The 18,107-nt window shown below is 67.6% G+C and carries 17 protein-coding genes; 5 read left to right on the top strand and 12 right to left on the bottom strand.

All coding sequences use genetic code 11. The features are described from left to right. The first annotated feature begins 122 nt into the window (after window positions 1–122). Window positions 123–641 (top strand): pyridoxamine 5'-phosphate oxidase family protein, encoded by a 519-nt coding sequence (locus tag P5F91_RS07300; RefSeq protein ID WP_277907862.1) that lies wholly within the window; start codon window positions 123–125, stop codon window positions 639–641. Window position 642: 1 nt separating this feature from the next. On the opposite strand, the gene P5F91_RS07305 is transcribed toward P5F91_RS07300, so the two are convergent. Continuing rightward, window positions 643–1,320, bottom strand: coding sequence for an NAD(P)H-binding protein (locus tag P5F91_RS07305; protein WP_145610865.1), 678 nt, complete (start codon window positions 1,318–1,320; stop codon window positions 643–645). A 211-nt stretch (window positions 1,321–1,531) separates the two neighbouring features. On the opposite strand from P5F91_RS07305, the gene P5F91_RS07310 reads away from it, so the two are divergent. Beyond that, entirely contained in the window at window positions 1,532–1,948 is a 417-nt protein-coding gene (locus tag P5F91_RS07310; protein ID WP_145610864.1) for a hypothetical protein, read from the top strand. Between the two features lie 64 nt (window positions 1,949–2,012). Here P5F91_RS07310 and P5F91_RS07315 read toward each other — a convergent pair whose 3' ends face one another. The 9 genes from P5F91_RS07315 to ribA form a co-directional block, all read right to left on the bottom strand. Continuing rightward, window positions 2,013–2,627, bottom strand: a complete 615-nt coding sequence (locus P5F91_RS07315; protein WP_145610863.1) for a DUF3501 family protein — start codon at window positions 2,625–2,627, stop codon at window positions 2,013–2,015. A 42-nt stretch (window positions 2,628–2,669) separates the two neighbouring features. After that, entirely contained in the window at window positions 2,670–4,046 is a 1,377-nt protein-coding gene (locus tag P5F91_RS07320) for a (Fe-S)-binding protein (RefSeq protein ID WP_145610862.1), read from the bottom strand. A gap of 87 nt (window positions 4,047–4,133) precedes the next feature. After that, entirely contained in the window at window positions 4,134–4,553 is a 420-nt protein-coding gene (locus P5F91_RS07325; RefSeq protein ID WP_145610861.1) for a rubrerythrin family protein, read from the bottom strand. A 181-nt stretch (window positions 4,554–4,734) separates the two neighbouring features. Further along, window positions 4,735–5,139, bottom strand: coding sequence for an iron response transcriptional regulator IrrA (irrA, locus tag P5F91_RS07330; RefSeq protein ID WP_145611130.1), 405 nt, complete (start codon window positions 5,137–5,139; stop codon window positions 4,735–4,737). Window positions 5,140–5,446: 307 nt separating this feature from the next. Continuing rightward, window positions 5,447–6,820, bottom strand: coding sequence for an NAD(P)H-dependent flavin oxidoreductase (locus P5F91_RS07335; RefSeq protein WP_145610860.1), 1,374 nt, complete (start codon window positions 6,818–6,820; stop codon window positions 5,447–5,449). Window positions 6,821–7,053: 233 nt separating this feature from the next. Continuing rightward, window positions 7,054–7,806, bottom strand: coding sequence for a glycerophosphoryl diester phosphodiesterase (locus tag P5F91_RS07340; RefSeq protein WP_277906909.1), 753 nt, complete (start codon window positions 7,804–7,806; stop codon window positions 7,054–7,056). Continuing rightward, window positions 7,803–8,366: a L,D-transpeptidase family protein gene (locus tag P5F91_RS07345; RefSeq protein ID WP_145610859.1), complete on the bottom strand. Its 564-nt coding sequence runs from the start codon at window positions 8,364–8,366 to the stop codon at window positions 7,803–7,805. Before P5F91_RS07345 ends, P5F91_RS07340 begins: the two co-directional genes overlap by 4 nt. 61 nt (window positions 8,367–8,427) lie before the next feature. Continuing rightward, the gene (locus P5F91_RS07350) at window positions 8,428–10,278 is read right to left on the bottom strand and encodes a hypothetical protein (RefSeq protein ID WP_277906910.1); all 1,851 of its coding nucleotides are present in this window, start codon (window positions 10,276–10,278) and stop codon (window positions 8,428–8,430) included. Window positions 10,279–10,442: 164 nt separating this feature from the next. Next, window positions 10,443–11,639, bottom strand: coding sequence for a GTP cyclohydrolase II (gene ribA, locus P5F91_RS07355; RefSeq protein WP_277906911.1), 1,197 nt, complete (start codon window positions 11,637–11,639; stop codon window positions 10,443–10,445). A gap of 537 nt (window positions 11,640–12,176) precedes the next feature. Here ribA and P5F91_RS07360 point away from each other — a divergent pair. From P5F91_RS07360 to P5F91_RS07370, 3 genes are all read left to right on the top strand, one after another. Beyond that, window positions 12,177–13,073 (top strand): hypothetical protein, encoded by an 897-nt coding sequence (locus P5F91_RS07360; RefSeq protein ID WP_277906912.1) that lies wholly within the window; start codon window positions 12,177–12,179, stop codon window positions 13,071–13,073. A 121-nt stretch (window positions 13,074–13,194) separates the two neighbouring features. Beyond that, window positions 13,195–13,866 (top strand): response regulator transcription factor, encoded by a 672-nt coding sequence (locus P5F91_RS07365; RefSeq protein WP_145610855.1) that lies wholly within the window; start codon window positions 13,195–13,197, stop codon window positions 13,864–13,866. Then, window positions 13,863–14,471: a YcbK family protein gene (locus P5F91_RS07370; protein ID WP_145610854.1), complete on the top strand. Its 609-nt coding sequence runs from the start codon at window positions 13,863–13,865 to the stop codon at window positions 14,469–14,471. Before P5F91_RS07365 ends, P5F91_RS07370 begins: the two co-directional genes overlap by 4 nt. 100 nt (window positions 14,472–14,571) lie before the next feature. Here the strand turns inward: P5F91_RS07370 and P5F91_RS07375 are convergent, their stop codons facing one another. Beyond that, on the bottom strand, window positions 14,572–15,192 hold the full coding sequence (locus P5F91_RS07375; RefSeq protein ID WP_186454747.1) for an outer membrane protein: 621 nt from the start codon (window positions 15,190–15,192) through the stop codon (window positions 14,572–14,574). Window positions 15,193–15,757: 565 nt separating this feature from the next. Next, entirely contained in the window at window positions 15,758–17,887 is a 2,130-nt protein-coding gene (pnp, locus tag P5F91_RS07380; protein WP_277906913.1) for a polyribonucleotide nucleotidyltransferase, read from the bottom strand. Between the last annotated feature and the right edge of the window lie 220 nt (window positions 17,888–18,107).

Here is an 18,107-nt window from a genome sequence, read left to right on the forward strand (position 1 = left end):
ACCAGATTGCCTGGCACTATGGCATGATTACGGCGAAGTATGCAGCCGCCCCTGCCACTTGAGGAATAGTCCGCAAGGGCCGGGGCGGTTCCAAAGAAATGGGTGGAGTGACGCCGGTGACAATGCCTCCCGACATACCCCCGCAAGCGGGCCCCGCCGGCGCCCCGGCCGAGGCGCGGCAAACCGCCCTGGACCTGTTGGCCAGCCGGCCGCAGGCCACGCTGACCACCCTGGTCGCGGGCTCGGCCGATGACGCCGCGGCCATGGCCGGCTGGCCCTACCCGTCCCTGGTGCTGGTGGCGCTGGATGGCGGCGGCCGGCCCCTGCTGTTGCTGTCGGAACTGGCGCTGCACACCCGCAACCTGCGCCAGGACGGCCGCGCCGCCCTGCTGTTCGAGGACACCGCCGGCCGGGAAAACCCGCTGACCGGCCCGCGCCTCTCCGTCATGGGGCGGGCGGAAGCCCTGGCCGGGGAGGCGGCGGAGGCCGCGCGCGCGGTCTACCTGGACCGCCATCCCAGCGCCGCGCTCTATGCCGACTTCCCCGATTTCCGCTTCTGGCGGCTGGAGATAGCCCAGGTCCACCTGGTGGCGGGCTTCGGCCGCATCCATTGGCTGAGTGCCGCTGATCTGATGGCCTAAGTCACATCCCCGCCAGGGAGCGGATGGCACTGTATTCATGAGTGCGCACGCCGCCGATGGCCGGCTGGCTGGCGGTGGTGACCAGGGCCGCCGCCACCACCTTGGCCGGGATGGGCCGGTACTTTTCCAGGCGCCCGCTGAGGAAAGGGCCGACCACGGGCGCCAGCAGCTGGAAGAACCGTTCCAGCGGCCGGTCCTGCCTGCGCTTGCCCAGCAGCAGCGAGGGGCGCAGGAAGTGGCGGGAGGTGAAGCCCAGGGTGGCCACGTAATCCTCCATCATGCCCTTGGTCTTCAAATACAGGCGATGGGAGGTCGAGTCGGCATCGACGGAGGAGACGCCGCCGAAAAAGGTGGCACCGGCACGGCGCGCCGCCTTGGCCACCGTCACCACATACTTCAGGTCCACATCCTGGAAAGCGGCGTCGCTGCCGGCATCCTTGCGGGTGGTGCCGAGGGCGCACAGCAGGGCGTCCACCTGCACGTCGGGCGGCAGGTCGGTCAGGGTGGCGAAGTCCACCACCAGCTCGCGCAGCTTGGCATGCCGCAGGCCGGTGGGCGTACGCACCAGGCTGACCACCTGGGCCACCTTGGGCGACTCCAGCAGCATGGTCAGGGCATGGGCGCCCACCAGGCCCGTCCCCCCGACCAGCAAAACCCGCAAACCACCCGCCTGATCCATGCCCGCCCATCCTTGAAAGCCGAACGACCCAAACCGCGAAATCGCGGGACCTTAACACGGGATCTGGGCGTTAAGGAAAGAGGTGCCGGTTTGAACCAGGTTTATTTCGCAATTGCGAAAGACTGGGACTGTCTTTTTCAGACGTCCAAATGGGTAGTGGCGGAATCGAAAAAGTGAGCGCATCATTCCTGTAATAAATAGGGAGGCTGCTATGAAAAAGGACGCTCAGATCCTTCAGGATGTGCCTGCTTTCAACGCGATCGGCCTTGGCCTGGTTTTCGGCATGTCCGAACTGGCCGTGTACGGCGCCGCCCAGCTCTTGCTGCCCGGTCTGGGCCTGAAGATGGACATCGCCATCCTGGCCTGGGGGGCCAGCCTGATGATCCTGGGGCCCACCCTGGGCCTGGCCGCCATCTACGGCCTGCACCAGGTGGTGGCGAAGAGTGGCCCGGGCAAACCCTCCGGCCACAGCCTGGCGCCTGTGCCGCCGGGAACGCCGGGGTCGGACGACAAGCCCACCAACTGGTTCCCCTACGATCCTGACAGCATCGACATGTTCGACACCGAAAGCCCCTATCCACCTGTGGGCGCGAAAGCGCCGGTGAGGCCGCTGGAAACCGTCAGGTAGGCAACGCAATCCCATCAGGACAAAAGGCCGGCCCCCGCCAGGGCGCCGGCCTTTTTCATGCCCGTCAATCGAAGTCGCCGACCAGGGCGGCGCGCACAGCCTCGGGCATCACCGTCATGTGCGGGTACTGGTCATGGTCGACGCCCACCACCACCCGCGTGCTCGGCTGGCGGAACAGGGCCACCTGGGCGTCGGTGAAGGGGAAGTGGACGAACTGCACGCTGGAGGCCTTGCCGGCGGCGGAGGTGCGGTCCAAGTCAGCCTCGGGCCGGCCGCGCACCTTTTCGCCGGCGAACTCCAGCCACAGGGTGTTCTCCACCCCGCCCAGCCGCCCAAGCAGGGCCTTGCGCCGCAGGGGGTCGTCGATCTCGAACATGATGGTGGCCACCAGCTCCCGCCCCTTGGGGATCAGCGGGTTGTAGGCGCGCAGTTCATCCTCGATCTGGGCCTCGCCGCCACGCTCGATGAACAGCATCTCATGCACCTGGGACCACATGGTCTCATAGCTTTCGAAATGGAAGGTGGCGTAGGGCCCCACCGCCAGGCGGCGGTTACGCTTCACAGCCACCAGGGCGCGGCGGCGCTCCGCCCGTATCCGGCCGTACTCGTCCATGGGCATGATGTCGTCCCGGCCGATGGCGTGCCGCCGGCTGGAAACGGGAGAGGGGGCCTGGGTCATGATGGGGTCTCCTGAACGCGCCCGGACTATGCCCCAAAGGTCTTACAGCCCATAGGCCCGGGCAAAGATTTCGACGGGGTGCAATTGCTCCAGGGATGCCGCCCGCGCCGGATCCAGCCGCTCCACCCCTTGGCGAATGTGTTCGCCCGCCAGCGGGCATTCGGATGCCAGGTAATGCTTGGCGTTCTTGACGGCCTGGCTGGCCACCGGCTTGCCCACCTTCAGCGCCGTTTCGAAATTGCCTTTCATGACGCCCCAGCTGCCGCCATGGCCGGAGCAGCGTTCCACCACTTTCAGCTCGGCCGGGCCCATCCGCCCGCCCTCGGCGTCCCTGGGGATCAGGCGCAGCATCTCCGCCGCCTTCTGCCCCATGTTCTGCGCCCGGGCGTGGCAGGCGATGTGCAGGGTCACACCGCCCTCCAGCGGGCGCAGGCCAGGGGCCAGCCCTTCCTTCTGGGCGATGTCGACGATGTATTCCGCGATGTCGAAGGTGGCCTTGGACAACCGCTCCACCGCCGCGCGGTCGGGATGGTCCGCCGGCACCAGGTGCAGCCATTCAAATTTCAGCATCAGGGCGCAGGACGGCACCAGGGCGATGACGTCATAGCCCTGGTCGATCCAGCGGCTGAAGTGACGGGCGACCAGGCCGGCGTTTTCCACCACCTGTTCGATACGCCCCTGTTCCAGCTGGGGCATGCCGCAGCAGGCGGGATAGGCCACGTCCGTCGCCACCCCGTTGTGCGCCAGGACGGACTGCGCCGCCTGGCCGATGCCGGGGTTGCTGAAGTTGACGAAGCAGGTGGCGTAGAACACCGCCTTGCGCCCTGCGGCCGGACCCATCGGGTTGACCGCCGGCGGGTCGTCGGCCGCACGTGCGACGAAGCTGCGGCCCTGGAACTTGGGCAGGCTGGCCGCGGCATCGATGTCCGCCACCTTTTCCATCACGCGGCGCGTCAACCGGTTGCCGGTGGCTGTGGCCCAATTCACCAGGGATGCCACCTTGCCCGCGACACGGCCGTTGCGGTCGGTGCGGGTCATCTGGTCCACCGCGAAGGGGACGCCGTGTTTGCGCGCCTGCACCGCGCGATAGCGCAGCATCAGATGGGGGATATCCAGGTTGAAGGGGTGCGGCGGCACATAGGGGCACTTGGTCAGGAAACACATGTCGCACAGGGTGCAGGCGTCCACGACCTTGGCGAAATCCTTGCTTTCCACCGTATCCAGTTCTTCCGACGGGGAATGGTCCACCAGGTCGAACAGGCGGGGGAAGCTGTCACACAGGTTGAAGCAGCGGCGGCAGCCATGGCAGACGTCGAAGACGCGCCGCATCTCCGCATCCAGCAGCGCCTCGTCATAAAAGTCCGGGTTCTGCCAATCCACCGGGTGGCGGACGGGGGCCTCCAGGCTGCCTTCGCGCATGGGCGCACCTCCGCCGACGCCGGCCTGCATCCAAGAAACGGCGTCGGGATAGGGCTGGGGAAGATCAGGCTTTACCGGGGGCCGTGGTCAGCTGTTCAGCTGGTCCAGCGCCTTCTGGAAGCGGCCGGCGTGGCTTTTCTCCGCCTTGGCCAGCGTCTCGAACCAGTCGGCGATCTCATCAAAACCTTCATCGCGGGCGGTGCGGGCCATACCGGGATACATGTCGGTGTATTCGTGCGTCTCACCGGCGATGGCGGCCTTCAGGTTCAGGTCGGTGGAGCCGATGGGCTCACCCGTCGCCGGGTCGCCGACCTCTTCCAGGAATTCCAGGTGGCCATGGGCATGGCCGGTTTCGCCTTCAGCGGTGGAGCGGAACACGGCCGCGACGTCGTTGTAGCCTTCGACGTCGGCCTTTTGCGCGAAATAGAGATAGCGGCGATTGGCCTGGCTTTCGCCCGAGAACGCTTCCTTCAGGTTGCTTTCGGTCTTGGTACCCTTGAGCGACATGGCAACAGTCCTCCACGACAGGGTTCACGCAAACCTTCAGCGGCCATCTGCGGTGGCCTTTCATGCGGGCGATGATCATGCCACGCCCAAGCCGGCGGGGCAATTCGTCTAGAGAAATTCTAAACTATCGCTTCGCCCGGAAGGGAACCGTTTGAAGGATGGGGAGGATGCCGTCCGCCGTTCAGTTTCCGTCGCTGAGGCGGATGATGACGTCCACGCGGGCGACCCGGGTGCCGGCGGGCGCGTCGGGCAGGCCGCTGACAGCCAGGGCGTCGCCCGGGATGTCGATCAGGTGGCCGTTGCCCTCGAAGAAGAAGTGGTGATGGTCCGACACGTTGGTGTCGAAGTAGGACCGCCCGGCCTCCACCACCACCTCGCGCAGCAGGCCCGCCTCGGTGAACTGGTGCAGGGTGTTGTAGACGGTGGCCAGGGACACCCGCATATCGGCGGTCGACGCCTCGCCATGCAGCTGTTCCGCCGTCACGTGGCGGTCATGGCCGTCGAACAGCAGCTTGGCCAGGGCCACCCGCTGGCGGGTCGGGCGCAGGCCCGCACGCGCCAGGCGATCCGTCGCCTGGATGGCCATCGCTTCGCTGCCGAAGTCTTCAGCGGTGAGGGGGGCGGGGGTGAGGTCGGTCATGATCTGCATATGGGCAAGAACGGGGGACCGGAAAAGACCCGATCCTCAAGGATTTCCGCTATTCAGCCATGAAATTTGGAATGAATCCAGATTTAAAGGCGCTGGCCTGGACTGCGCCCGGGGAAAAGGTTGATGGCGGCCATCATTCAGTCGACCAAACAAAAAGGGGCAGCCGGCCAAACGAAAAGAGGGCCGAAACCGGCCCCCTTCCCCTGCGATGATCCCGCGTCGTGCACCCGGTCGCGATCCGCGCTCAGTACCCGGTCGCGATCCGCTCCACCAGCTGCTTCACCGTCGGCACGAAGCCGTTCTGGTACCAGGGGTCGCTGGCGAAGCGATAGGCGTTGTGGCCGGCGAACATCAGCTGGTGCTCCACATCCTCGGAATGGCTGATGTTCTGCAGGGTCTTCTGGATGCAGAAGGACCGCGGATCCGCCTTGCGGCCCGTGGTCCCTTCCTCGTTCTGCGCCCAGTTGGAGAAATTGCAGGCCGACAGGCAGCCCATGCAATCGATCTGGTCCTGGCGGATGACCTCCGCCTGGGCGGGATCGACGAAGATCAGGGTCGTGTCCGGGGTCCTCAGGGCCACGCTGTTGCCGCCGGCCACCCAGCCCTGCGCCCGCTCGCGATCATGTTCGGTGAGGTACACCGGGCGGCCGCGCGGGCCCACCATGAACTCGGCGGTCAGGTCGCCGACCGGCTCCACCGAATAGGCCACCTGCCGCTCGGCCCGGCCCTTCAGCTCTTCCAGGAAGGGGTTGCTGACGGCCGAGGAATAGAAGCCGGTGGGGGAGAAGTGGTTCAGGTAGACGTCACCCTTCTTCAGGGTCAACAGCCGCTGCTTCCATGCGTCGGAAATGGGGCTTTCCTTGGTCAGCAGCGGACGGGTGCCGAACTGGAAGCCGACGGGCCCGATCTCCGGATTGTCCAGCCAGTGGTCCCATTCCGACAGCCACCACACGCCGCCCGCCATGATGATGGGCGTCTCGTTCAGGCCGAAGCTGTTCATCATCTCGCGCAGGGCCTTCACGCGCGGATAGGGATCCTCGGGCTTCAGCGGATCTTCGCTGTTGGACAGGCCGTTATGGCCGCCCGCCAGCCACGGATCCTCGTAAACCACGCCGCCCAGGAAATCCCGGAACTTGTTGTAGGCGCGCAGCCACAGGGCGCGGAAGGCGCGGGCGGACGAGACGATGGGGTAGTAGTACACGCCGTGCTTCACGGCGATCTCGGCCACGCGGTAAGGCATGCCGGCGCCGCAGGTGATGCCGTGGATCAGGCCCTGGGCCCCTTCCAGCACGCCGTGCAGGATCTGCTCGGCCGCCGCCATTTCCCACAGCACGTTCATGTGGATGCGGCCTTCGCCGCCCGCCGTCTCGTGCGCAACGCGGGCCTGGTAGATGCCGCCGCGGATGGAATGCTTGATCAGTTCCTCATGCCGCTCACGGCGAGTCTTGCCATGATAGACTTGGGGGATCAGCTGGCCTTTATCGTCGTAGGCGTCGGCGTTGACGCCGGAGAAGGTGCCAACGCCGCCGGCCGACGCCCACGCGCCGGAGCTTTCGCCGTTGGAAACGGAGATGCCTTTGCCACCCTCGACGACGGGCAGCACTTCCTTACCGGACATCACCAATGGCCGCAGCGCCTTCAACTCACGTCTCCTGAAAACCGGACCTTGCGTCAACCCGTGCCCCCATGCGGGGTTACCGGAATGGTTCGGGTCCCCAATACATATAGGGTGGCGGCGGGCGGCCGCTAACATATCGCAGGCTGGATATAGGAAAACCGGGGCGCGCGAAAGGCCCCTCGTCCGCTTGACGTGGACTGCGCCCAATGTTTTTGCCCGCCCGGCCCGCCTTTTCAGCCCGCGATTTCCATGAGCCCGCTGGGCGTGTCGGTGAATACCGATGAAACGCCCCAGCCCAACACCTCCCGCGCCATGGGCACCGTGTTGACCGTGTAGGCCAGCACCGGCCGCCCGGTGGACTTATACTCCCGAATGCTGGCCGCGTCCTCCCTGCGGGCGTTGACGTTGATGGTGCTGACGTTCAACTGCTCCACCCGCTGGCGCCAGTTGGCCGGCCGCCGGTCGATGAGGTAGCCCAGGGGCCAGCGCGGCACCACCTGGCGCGCCATGTCCAGGGACGCGTCGGCGAAGGAGGAGACCAGGGGCGGCGGCCGGTCGTCCGGCCACAGGGAATAGGCCAGGGTCAGCGCGACGCCGGCCGTTTCCTCCTCCCGACCCGGGCAAGGCTTGATCTCCAGGTTCAGCCCCAGGTTCAGGGCCAGCACCAGTTGGATGACCTCCACCAAGGTCGGCACCTTCTCGCCCCGGAAGGCGGGGGAGAACCAGGACCCGGCGTCGAGCTGGCGCAGGGCGTCCAGCGTCAGGTTCTTGGCCGGCCCCTTGCCGTCGGTGGTGCGGTCCAGATCGTCGTCATGCATCAGCACCGGCACCAGATCGGCCGTCAGCTTGACGTCCACCTCCACCCATTTGGCGCCTTGCGTCGCCGCCATCCGGATGCCGGACAGAGTGTTCTCCGGCGCGTGCCGGGCGGCACCCCGGTGGCCAATCAGGCGGGGCAAAGGGCCCAACGGCAGGATGTCGCTCATGGCATCGGTCCTTGATCAGGAACACACAGCCGGTCCCCCGGCTGGCAATGGGACAGCAGGCGGCGCAAATCGTCCAGGTCCAGGGCGGTGCAGCCGGCCGTGGCGGTGCGGTCGGGCCGCGTCAGGTGCATGAAGATGGCACTGCCCAGGCCGGGCACCGGCGGGTCATCGTTATGCCCCAGCACCACGACGATGTCGTAGACGTGGTCTTCCCGCCACATCACCTCATGGCTGGCGGGAAACGGCAGGGTCACCGGGCGGTTGTAGTCGGGGTGGGTGGGGTCGTCGCACCAGCCCTCATCCGGTGCCAGGGCCGCCACCGGCAGGGCGGTCTCCGGCGCCGGCAGGCGATCCGGGCGGTAGAGCACGCGGCGGAGGGGAAAGCGGCCCACGGGGGTACCCCCGTCCCCTTCCCGCTTGTCGGCGATGATCCCGCCCCGGCCGATAATGCAGGCGGCCTCATGGGCCCGGCCCTGGCCGTCCTGCCAGCGCAGCCGGTAGCCGGCACCGGAACCGGGCGTCGCTGGAAGGGTGGCATCTGGGATCAGGTGGATGTCCATCCCCCCTCTATACCCCAACCGGCGTCCCGATCAATTGGGCCGCGTCAATGCGGGGGCGATGTCAGTGCGCGGCGCCCTGGGCGTCCTTCATGGCCTGATATTTGGCCAGGTTGGCCATCATGATGTCGGCGATGAACTGCTTGGGCAGCGGGGGCGGGCCGCCGGTGGCATTGCTGATGACCGCGGCCCCGGTTTGGACGGCGCCACCCCGGGACGCGGCCTGGCTGTCGGTCGCACCGGCCGGCGGCATGGCGCTGGCGGACAGGGTGCCGCCGCTGGCGGGCTGCTGCGGCATCGCGGGCTGGGCGCCGGCAGGCGCCTGGCTACCGTTGACGCTGGCCGACGCGGCGGTGGCCTGGGCCAACAGGGTGGCCGTGTCCTGGCCCATGGCGTTGGTGTAGGCCTGGATGGCCTGGGGCACTGGGGTGCGCTGCGGCTGCGCGGTAGTGGCCGTGCCGCCGTCCATCACCTGGATCATGGCCGGGTGGGAGGCGGCGGCCATCACTGCTTGGGACTGGGCGGCCTGGGACTGGGCGGCGTTGGCCTGGACCGCACCGGTCTGGAGCACCGTGGGGCCGGCGGTAGCGGACTTGATGTTCTGGACGTAGCTGGGGGCCACCAGGGTGCGGCCGGTGGGGGCGCCCGCGCCGGCGCCCGCCATGGCGCGGTAGTTGGCCAGGGTCAGGCCGTGTGCCTGCTTCTGCCCCAGGTGGGCGCCCGCCTCATTGCTGGCGGTGTTGGCCATGGCGGCGGCCTGGGCCGGCATCAGCTGCGGTCCGGCGGCCATGGGCATGGACTGGGTGCCGACACCGATGTTGGCGGCGGCGTTCGCGGCCTGGGCCATCGCCTGCGTGGCATTGGTGATCTGGCTGGCCTGCTGCGCCAGGGCCTGGGTGGGGTTGGCGCCGGGCACGGCCCCCGGGGACGCCATGGCGGGAGCGTTCACGGCCATGGGGGGCACGGCCATGGCGGGTACGGCCGCCAGGTTGGGGAAGGCCTGGCCCTGGGACCTGACCGTGGTGGCCGGCGTGGCCAGGCCGGGCACGGCCCCCGGGGACGCCATGGCGGGAGCGTTCACGGCCATGGGGGGCACGGCCATGGCGGGTACGGCCGCCAGGTTGGGGAAGGCCTGGCCCTGGGACCTGACCGTGGTGGCCGGCGTGGCCAGGCCGGGCACGGCGCCGGCGGGAACCGAGCTGGTGCGCACCATCTGGCCCGGAACCGGCGCCGCCTGCGCCACCGCCGGGGCCGCACCTTCCGTCTGGGGCGCCAGCACCAGGGACTCGACCTTGGCCACGGGCGCGCGGCCAGCGGTGGGGGCGTGGTCCGGCTGCTCCTGGCCGTCTCCCTGGCCGCGCCCGTGGCCGCCTTGGCGTCCCTTGCCGCCGCCCTGATCCTCGTCGGGGTCCAGTGTGACCGTGCCGGTCTTGTGGTGCCCCAGGCCCAGGGCGTCCATGACGTGGGCGCCCACGTCCTCGCCCGTTTCCTCCTCGATGATGGCGTCGCCGGTGGCCAGCGCCATGCCGATGGGGCCGCCATAGAGCAGGCCGCCCAGGATCTTGGCCGGGGCCTTGATGGTGTCGCCCGTGATCTCCCGATAGATCGTGCTGATGACAGGGATGTGCTGCAGGGGATTGATGATGTCGACCACGTCCCAGAAGGACATGTGGCTGTCCTTATGGGCAGCCGCCTGGGCCTGGACCGCAGCCGCAGTACCCACCGGGGCGGCACCTACCTGACCCGGCGACGCGCCCGCCTGTTGCGTCGCGTCCTGCGCCACCTGCTGGCCCAGCTGGTCCTGGAAGTCACCCGTCACCCCCGCCTGGCCGGCGGTCGCGGCCGTGGCGTTGCCACCCACCAGCGCGGGATCGGGGTAGGACGGCGACAGGGCAGACTGGACGCTGGGGGTCATGGGGCTTTCTCCTGCACCCACAATCCAAAGCAAGCGCTATGCCAGTCTGAATATTTAATATTTTCAGTGTATTAGCCGGCATCCGCGGTCATGCGAAACCGCCCATCGGCAGATTCAACCGGGCGGCGCCAGCCGGACTTGCCGGCCTTGGCCAGCCCTGCCCATCACAGCAGGTGGCCGGCCTTTTCCGCCTTGGTGCGCAGGTAGGCGATGTTGTGGCCGTTGGCGGGGAAGATGTGGGGGACGCGGTCCACCACCTGCACGCCCCAGCGGGCCAGCTGGGACAGCTTGTCCGGGTTGTTGGTCATCAGCCGCACGGCGGTGAAGCCCAGGGCCTTCAGCATGGTGGCCGCCGGCAGGTAGGTGCGCTCGTCCGCCTCGAAGCCCACCATCAGGTTGGCGTCCACCGTGTCGACGCCGGCGTCCTGAAGGCGGTAGGCGCGCAGCTTGTTCATCAGGCCGATGTTGCGGCCCTCCTGCGCCAGGTACAGGACCACGCCGCTGCCCTGGGCCGCGATCTCGCGGATGGCGCCGCGCAGCTGGGCGCCGCAGTCGCAGCGCAAGGAGCCCAGCAGGTCGCCGGTGAAGCATTCGGAATGCAGGCGGGCCAGCACCGGCTGCGCCGGATCGGGATTGCCGATCAGGATGGCCAGATGCTCCACCCCGCCGTCGGGCGCGCGGAAGGCAATCAGGCGCGTGTCCTCCGCATCCAGCAGGGGGACGGAAGCCTCCACCACCTGGCGCAGAGTGGACTCGCCGGCGGCCTGGTAGGCCTGGACGTCGGCGCCCCGCACCGTCAGCAGGTCATTGCGCGCCGCCACCTCGGCGGCGCGGGCGGCCGGCACCTCGGCCACCACGACGGCCGGAAGCAGGCGCGCCAGCTTGACCAGCAGCAGGGCCTCGCCCTCGGCGGAGGGGAAGGGGCGGACGATGGGCGTGATGCCGGGGGTGGCGTGGCCCGGGCGGGTGGGGTCGGCCAGCAGGCGCACCAGGTCGGGCGTCAGGCCTTGACCCGATGTGCCTTGGCTCGACGGGCCCGGAGCCGGAGCGATGACCACGGTGCCGGCCCCCATGGGGTCGGCCTGCGCCGGCTCCACCGCCCGGGTCAGCAGGCCTGCGGCGATGGCGCGCTTGTCGGTCACCACCAGGGCGGGCTCGCCCCCGCCGGCTTGGGTCGCCGCCTGCCGCAACAGAGCCAGGGCCGGGGCGTCCGCCATCTCTGCCGCGCGCACCAGCAGGACACGGTCGTCACCGCCCTGCAGCATCACCAGATCGCCGCGGCGCAGCTCGGACACCGCGCGCTGGACGGAGCGGCTGGCGGTCCGCAGCAGGGGCGAGATGGGTTCGGCGGCGAGCGACATGCGGGTATATCCAGGCGACACGGGAGAACGGCACGGGGCCTTGGGACTTAGGCTGAGGGACGGCACGAAAAATGGGCACCGGCGCATGGGCAGCAAATGGTCATTTGGCCCGCCCGGCACAACCACTTCCGCCCAAATCACACGGTATCGGTCCCCGGTGCGCGGGCGAAGCGCTAGCGTTGCATGGGTCCCCAGCCCGGCGGTGGGACGGCGTGCGGAATAAATCCCACGCCGCGTCGCTCGCCCCGCCAGCCCCGCGCCGGGCGGCCAGCCGATATGACCGATCGCGCCATGGCTTTTCCGGGCGGGAAACACCAGAGTAAGTGGCGCATCCGACCATCGGGCGGTGGGCCGACGGTGTGGCGGACACCCCGGTAACCCGCTGATGCAACGGTGTTTCCCGCCCCGTTTCCGTTTGTTTCCGGCCCCTGCGCCGACCCCGTCACGTCAGGACCCTAACGGGATGTTCCGTGCCTTCGCCCCGGCCTCAGCCCCCTCTTCCGGCCCGCCCCCCGGCGGTGGTCGCGGAGGCGACGCATGATCCAGCCGCAGATCATCGACAGCGACTGGCAGGCCCTGCGCGAGCCGCTGGACGATAAGGCGCGGGCCATCGAGCTGGCCTGGGAATTCGCCCGCATGGTGCCGTCGCGCCCCCATGTCCTGGATCTGGGCGCCGGCCTGGGCGCCAACGTCCGCCATCTGCTGCCCCGCCTGGGGCGCATGATCCAGGATTGGACCCTGATGGACACCGACGCCACGGTCCTGGGCGGCGTGGCGGAGCGGATGCAGCGCTGGGCGCATGAATTGGGCTGGGGCATGGCCCGCAACCCGCCGGAAGCCGGGACACCGGGTGCGGTGGGCGAGCTGATCCTGTTCGGCGACGACATGCGCAGCCGCCTGACCCTGATCCAACAGGACATGTCGTCCGACCTGCACGACCTGGGCATCCAGCGCCATGACGGCGTTACCGGCAATGCCTTCTTCGATCGCGTATCGGCGGAATGGCTGGACCATTTCGTTGTCGAACTGGCGGCCAGCGGCCTGCCGCCCGTATTGGCCACTGGGGTGCAGGATGGCCGGCTGCTCTGGCGGCCAGAGGATCCGGACGATGGGATGGTGGTGGAACTGGCGACGGCCGCGGCCCAGCGCGACTATGGCTTCGGCCCGCCGCTGGGCGATCAGGCCTCCCCGGTTCTGGTGGAAAGGCTGGAGGCCGCGGGCTATCGCCTGGACGGCGCCCGGTCGGACTGGCGGCTGTCTGGCCTGCGCGCCCGACAGGCACACCTGGACCTGGTGGACATTCTGGCCGCCCAGGCGGAAGCACGCGATCCCGCCATGGCCGACCGCGTCGGCGCCTGGCGCGAGCGCCGCCGCGCCGCCGTCATGCGGGTGGAGCTGATCGTGGGCCACGCCGACATCCTGGCCAGGCGATAGAGAGGAAGCTCAACCCATGGGGCATGCGCCCATGGACTCCCGTGCGAACGATCCGCACCCATGGTAAGAAGACGACAAGACTGTCCGTCCGCCTCCGTCCCCGTTGCCCTAGTCCAGGCCTATGACGACCCCAGGCTCCAAGAAACTGTTGCTGGTTGAGGATGACGAAACCCTGCGTCACCTGTTGGCCGAACAGCTGACGGCTTTGGAGGAATTCGACGTGCGGCAGGCCGCCCATGGCGCCACGGCGCTGGCCGCCGCGCAGGAGGTTTCGTTCGAGGCCATTCTGCTGGCCAGCCGCCTGCCCGACATGGACGGGGCCGCCGTCTGCGCCGCCTTGCGCCAGGCCGGTGTGGACTGCCCCATCCTGCTGATGGCGGCGGAGGGGGAACCCGACGTGGCGGGCTGCAGCGACCGGCTGGTGAAGCCGTTCCGCATCGGCACGCTGCTGACCAAGCTGCGCCAGCATGCCCGGCCCACGGGCGACGACCCCGCCCTGCGCATCGGCCCCTATGAGTTCCGCGCGGTCGCCCGCACCCTGCGGGAGGACGGCACCGGCGCCGAAACCCGGCTGACCGACAAGGAAGCGCAAATCCTGGCCTATCTGCACCGCGCCGAGGGCGCGGTCATCAGCAGGGAGCAGTTGCTGGACCAGGTGTGGAACTATAACGAAGGCGTCACCACCCACACCCTGGAAACCCATATCTATCGCTTGCGACAGAAGATAGAGCGGGACCCGGCCAACGCCGTCCTGCTGGTGACCGAACCCGGCGGATATCGGCTGGCCCCATGACAAAACCCCCTTTCCGGTTCGCCCGGGCGGCATCCCTTTCCCTGATGCTGGCCGTGGTCGCGGCGTGCGGCGGCGGCGCGCCCAAGCCCTTCCCCGTGCCCCCGGCGGAGGCCGACTTGCCGCCGGCAAATACCGCCGCCATCCGCCGCGTCGTGCTGGTGCATCCGCCTAGCAAGGAGAAGGTGGACGTCATCTACTGGCATGACGGCGCCTATGACGCCCACGCCATGGCCGAGGTGGCGCACATCATGCGCGATCGCCATACCGGCGAGACCCATGACATCGACCCGGCGCTGATGGACTTCATCAGCGGCGTCATCCTGCGATCCAGCCTGCCGCCGACCACGCAGGTGGACATCCTGTCGGGCTACCGCTCACCCGAGACCAATGCCGCCCTGGTCAAGGTCAACCGCAACGCCGCCCGCGAAAGCTTCCACATGCAGGGCCGCGCCGCCGACATCCGCATCCCGGCGCTGAAGGGCGACGCCATCACCGAGATCGCAAAGACCATGCAGCGCGGCGGCGCCGCCTTCTACGATGGCAGCGGCCACACCCATGTGGACACGGGGCCCGTGCGCACCTGGGCGACGTATTCCACGCGATGACTGGTTTGCGTAAGGCGGTCGCATCCTGAGAAAAGGGCGTTCGAACATGAAAAAGGCCCGGGGATGAGCCCGGGCCTTTTCCTCAAGAGGCGCGCTTTTATCAGAAGCGGATGCCGACGCCGACGCGGACCTGGCTTTCGTCCGGGGTCGTGCGCAGCTGGCCGCCGGCCAGATCCCGCGTGGAGTGCGAGTAGTCGGTGTAGTCGTACTCGATGCGGGTGAACAGGTGCTCATCGATGGCGTAATCGGCGCCGACGCCGTACTTCACACCGTCATAGTCCTGAGCGTATTGGCGGGAGGCGCCACCCGTCAGGGCGTTGGTCGTATCGATGGAGGTGTGCTGATAGCCCACACGGCCGAACAGCAGCAGGTCGGGCTGGACCACGTAGCCCAGGCGGGCGCTGACGCCGGCGCTGTAGTTGGGCTGCACGCGGTAGCTGCCCAGGGCGTCGCTGTAGGTCCGGTCGCCGGTATAGAAATTGGCTTCGCCTTCGGCGCCGACATAGATGTTGTCATAAACGGTCTGGCCGTAGCCGGCGAAGAGGCCGCCGTTGAAACCCTGGGTCTCATGGCTGGGCGTGCTCTGCTGGCCGCCGACGGTGGCCCGCTGATGGGCGTTGAACCAGTCATAGCCGGCGTTGGCACCAACATAGCCGCCATCGAACGTGCTCTGCGCCAGGGCCGGCGTCGCGGCAACCGCGACCAGAGCCGAAGCGGCCAAGACAATAGTCCGTAAATGCGACATGGTAACTCTCCTTCAAGGTCCCTAATCCGCCACAATTTCATTGCTGCAAGCAATAAAACTTGGGCGTGTTTCGGCGATGTTTCGTCATCACCTTCAAGTCCATCGCGCTACTATTGCGGGTAACTACTGATGGATGACCGATTCATTACGCCCTCGAGACGGTCATAACCTGTGAGGATCGTCACACTTTCCATGCCCTCAGCGCACGGCTGGAAATCAATACTAAGCCCTTATTTCATGGCTAGACCGAATTAGTGCCCAGACTTCGCCACAAATGGATCGTTGTCGGCACGCGGCGGACATAGAAAAAGCCGCCCAAGCTACCCTGGGCGGCTTAATCCTTAACCAAAGGCATCGGCTGCGGCCGGATGCCTCGGGCTTATTATAGGTCCCCCTCAAGCGGCGGGCGCGGGCATCCGCCCGCTGGCCTTCCTCGTTTTGCAGTCCGCTGACGCTGCCCGCGAAACTCTGGCGCCCGCCCTTGCGGGCTACCAGCGGCAAGGAGCCCCCTGCCGCTGGGGCAAAAGTCCGGCCCTGGGGCTTACGCCTCCTCGGCCTTGTCCTTCTTGCTCAGGTCCTCGCCGGTGGCCTGGTCGACGACCTTCATCGACAGCTTCACCTTGCCGCGATCGTCGAAGCCCAGGACCTTCACCTTCACCTCGTCGCCCTGGTTGACCACGTCGGTCACCTTGGCCACGCGCTGCGGCGACAGTTCGGAGATGTGGACCAGGCCGTCACGGGCGCCCAGGAAGTTCACGAAGGCGCCGAAGTCCATGACCTTCACGACCTTGCCGACGTAAATCTCACCCACCTCGGGTTCGGCGACGATGCCCTTGATCCACTTGATGGCGGCGTCGGACGCTTTGCTGTCCACGGCCGCCACCTTCACGGTGCCGTCGTCCTCGATGTCGATCTTGGCGCCGGTCTGCTCCACGATCTCACGGATCACCTTGCCGCCGGAGCCGATCACGTCGCGGATCTTCTCCTTCGGGATGTTGATCACGGTGATGCGCGGGGCATTCTGGTTCACGGCGTCACGGGCGCCACCGATGGCCTTGGCCATCTCGCCCAGGATGTGCAGACGGCCGTCCTTGGCCTGCGCCAGGGCGACCTTCATGATGTCCTCGGTGATCGAGGTGATCTTGATGTCCATCTGCAGGGCGGTCACGCCCGCCTCGGTGCCGGCCACCTTGAAGTCCATGTCGCCCAGATGATCCTCATCACCCAGGATGTCGGACAGCACGGCGACGCCGGTATCTTCCTTGATCAGACCCATGGCGATGCCGGCCACAGGACGCGGCAGCGGCACGCCGGCGTCCATCAGCGACAGCGAGGTGCCGCAGACGGTGGCCATGGAGGACGAGCCGTTGGACTCGGTGATCTCGGAGACCAGGCGCAGGGTGTAGGGGAAGGCTTCCTTGGACGGCAGCAGCGGGTGCACGGCGCGCCAGGCCAGCTTGCCGTGGCCGATCTCGCGGCGGCCCGGGCTGCCCATGCGGCCGGCTTCACCCACGGAGTACGGGGGGAAGTTGTAGTGCAGCATGAAGTTTTCGCGGTATTCGCCTTCCAGCGCGTCCACGATCTGCTCGTCCTGGGCGGTGCCCAGGGTGGCGACCACCAGGGCCTGGGTCTCGCCGCGGGTGAACAGGGACGAACCGTGGGCCCGGGGCAGCACGCCCACTTCCGCCACGATGGGACGGATATCGACGGTGCTGCGGCCGTCAATGCGCTTGCCGGTCTCCAGGACCGTGCCGCGCAGCACGTCGGCCTCCAGATCCTTGAAGGTGCTGCCGACGGCTTCCGCCGTGTAGGCCGCGTCCACCGTCAGAGCCTCGACCGCCTTCTTCTTGGCGGTGGAGATGGCCTCATACCGTTCCTGCTTCACGGTCAGGGTGTAGGCGGCGCGGATGTCGGCGCCCACCAGTTCGTTCAGCTTGGCCTTCAGCGCGGCCTTGTCATAGGCCGGCGGCGGCAAATCCCACGGATCCTTGGCGGCCTGCTCGGCCAGGTCGATGATCATGTTGATCACCGGCTGGAAGGCGGTGTGGCCGAACATGACGGCCTTCAGCATGATCTCCTCGGACAGCTCCTTGGCTTCCGATTCGACCATCAGCACGCCTTCCTGCGTGCCGGCAACCACCAGGTCCAGGTCGGTGGTCTCGATCTGCTCCAGCGTCGGGTTCAGGATGAACTCGCCATCCTTGTAGCCGACGCGGGCGCCGCCGATGGGGCCCAGGAAGGGCAGGCCGGACAGCGTCAGAGCGGCGGAGGCGCCGATCATGGAGACGATGTCGGGATCGTTTTCCAGGTCATGGCTCAGCACGGTGCAGACGACCTGCACCTCGTTGCGGAAGCCATCGACGAACAGCGGGCGGATGGGGCGGTCGATGAGGCGGGAGGTCAGCACCTCCTTCTCGGTCGGACGGCCCTCGCGCTTAAAGAAGCCGCCCGGGATCTTGCCGGCGGCGAACGCCTTTTCCTGGTAGTTGACGGTCAGGGGGAAAAAGTCCTGGCCCGGCTTCACGGACTTGGCGCCGACGGCGGTGCAGAGCACGACCGTGTCGCCGTAGGTGGCAATGACAGCGCCATCAGCCTGGCGGGCGACCTTGCCCGTCTCGAGGACCAGCTTGCGGCCGCCCCATTCCATCTCTTTACGGAAAACCTTGAACATATCTTTCTTCCTTCCATCCGATACTCGGATCACGTCCCGGATTGGACGGCCGAGCCGGGGCCCTATCGGCAGCACCCGCATTAGAAACCTTTAAATGACAGATGGCCAGCCGGGTCCACCCCGGCTGGCCATCTGCACTACTCAATAATCGCACTCATCCGCTTTTGGATCATCCGGACCGCGTTCTGCGCGCGGAACGGCAGCGTCGGGGCGCCGGTCC

Origin of the sequence: Nitrospirillum amazonense (genome assembly GCF_029594735.1) — a bacterium.
Classification (GTDB): Bacteria; Pseudomonadota; Alphaproteobacteria; order Azospirillales; family Azospirillaceae; genus Nitrospirillum; species Nitrospirillum amazonense.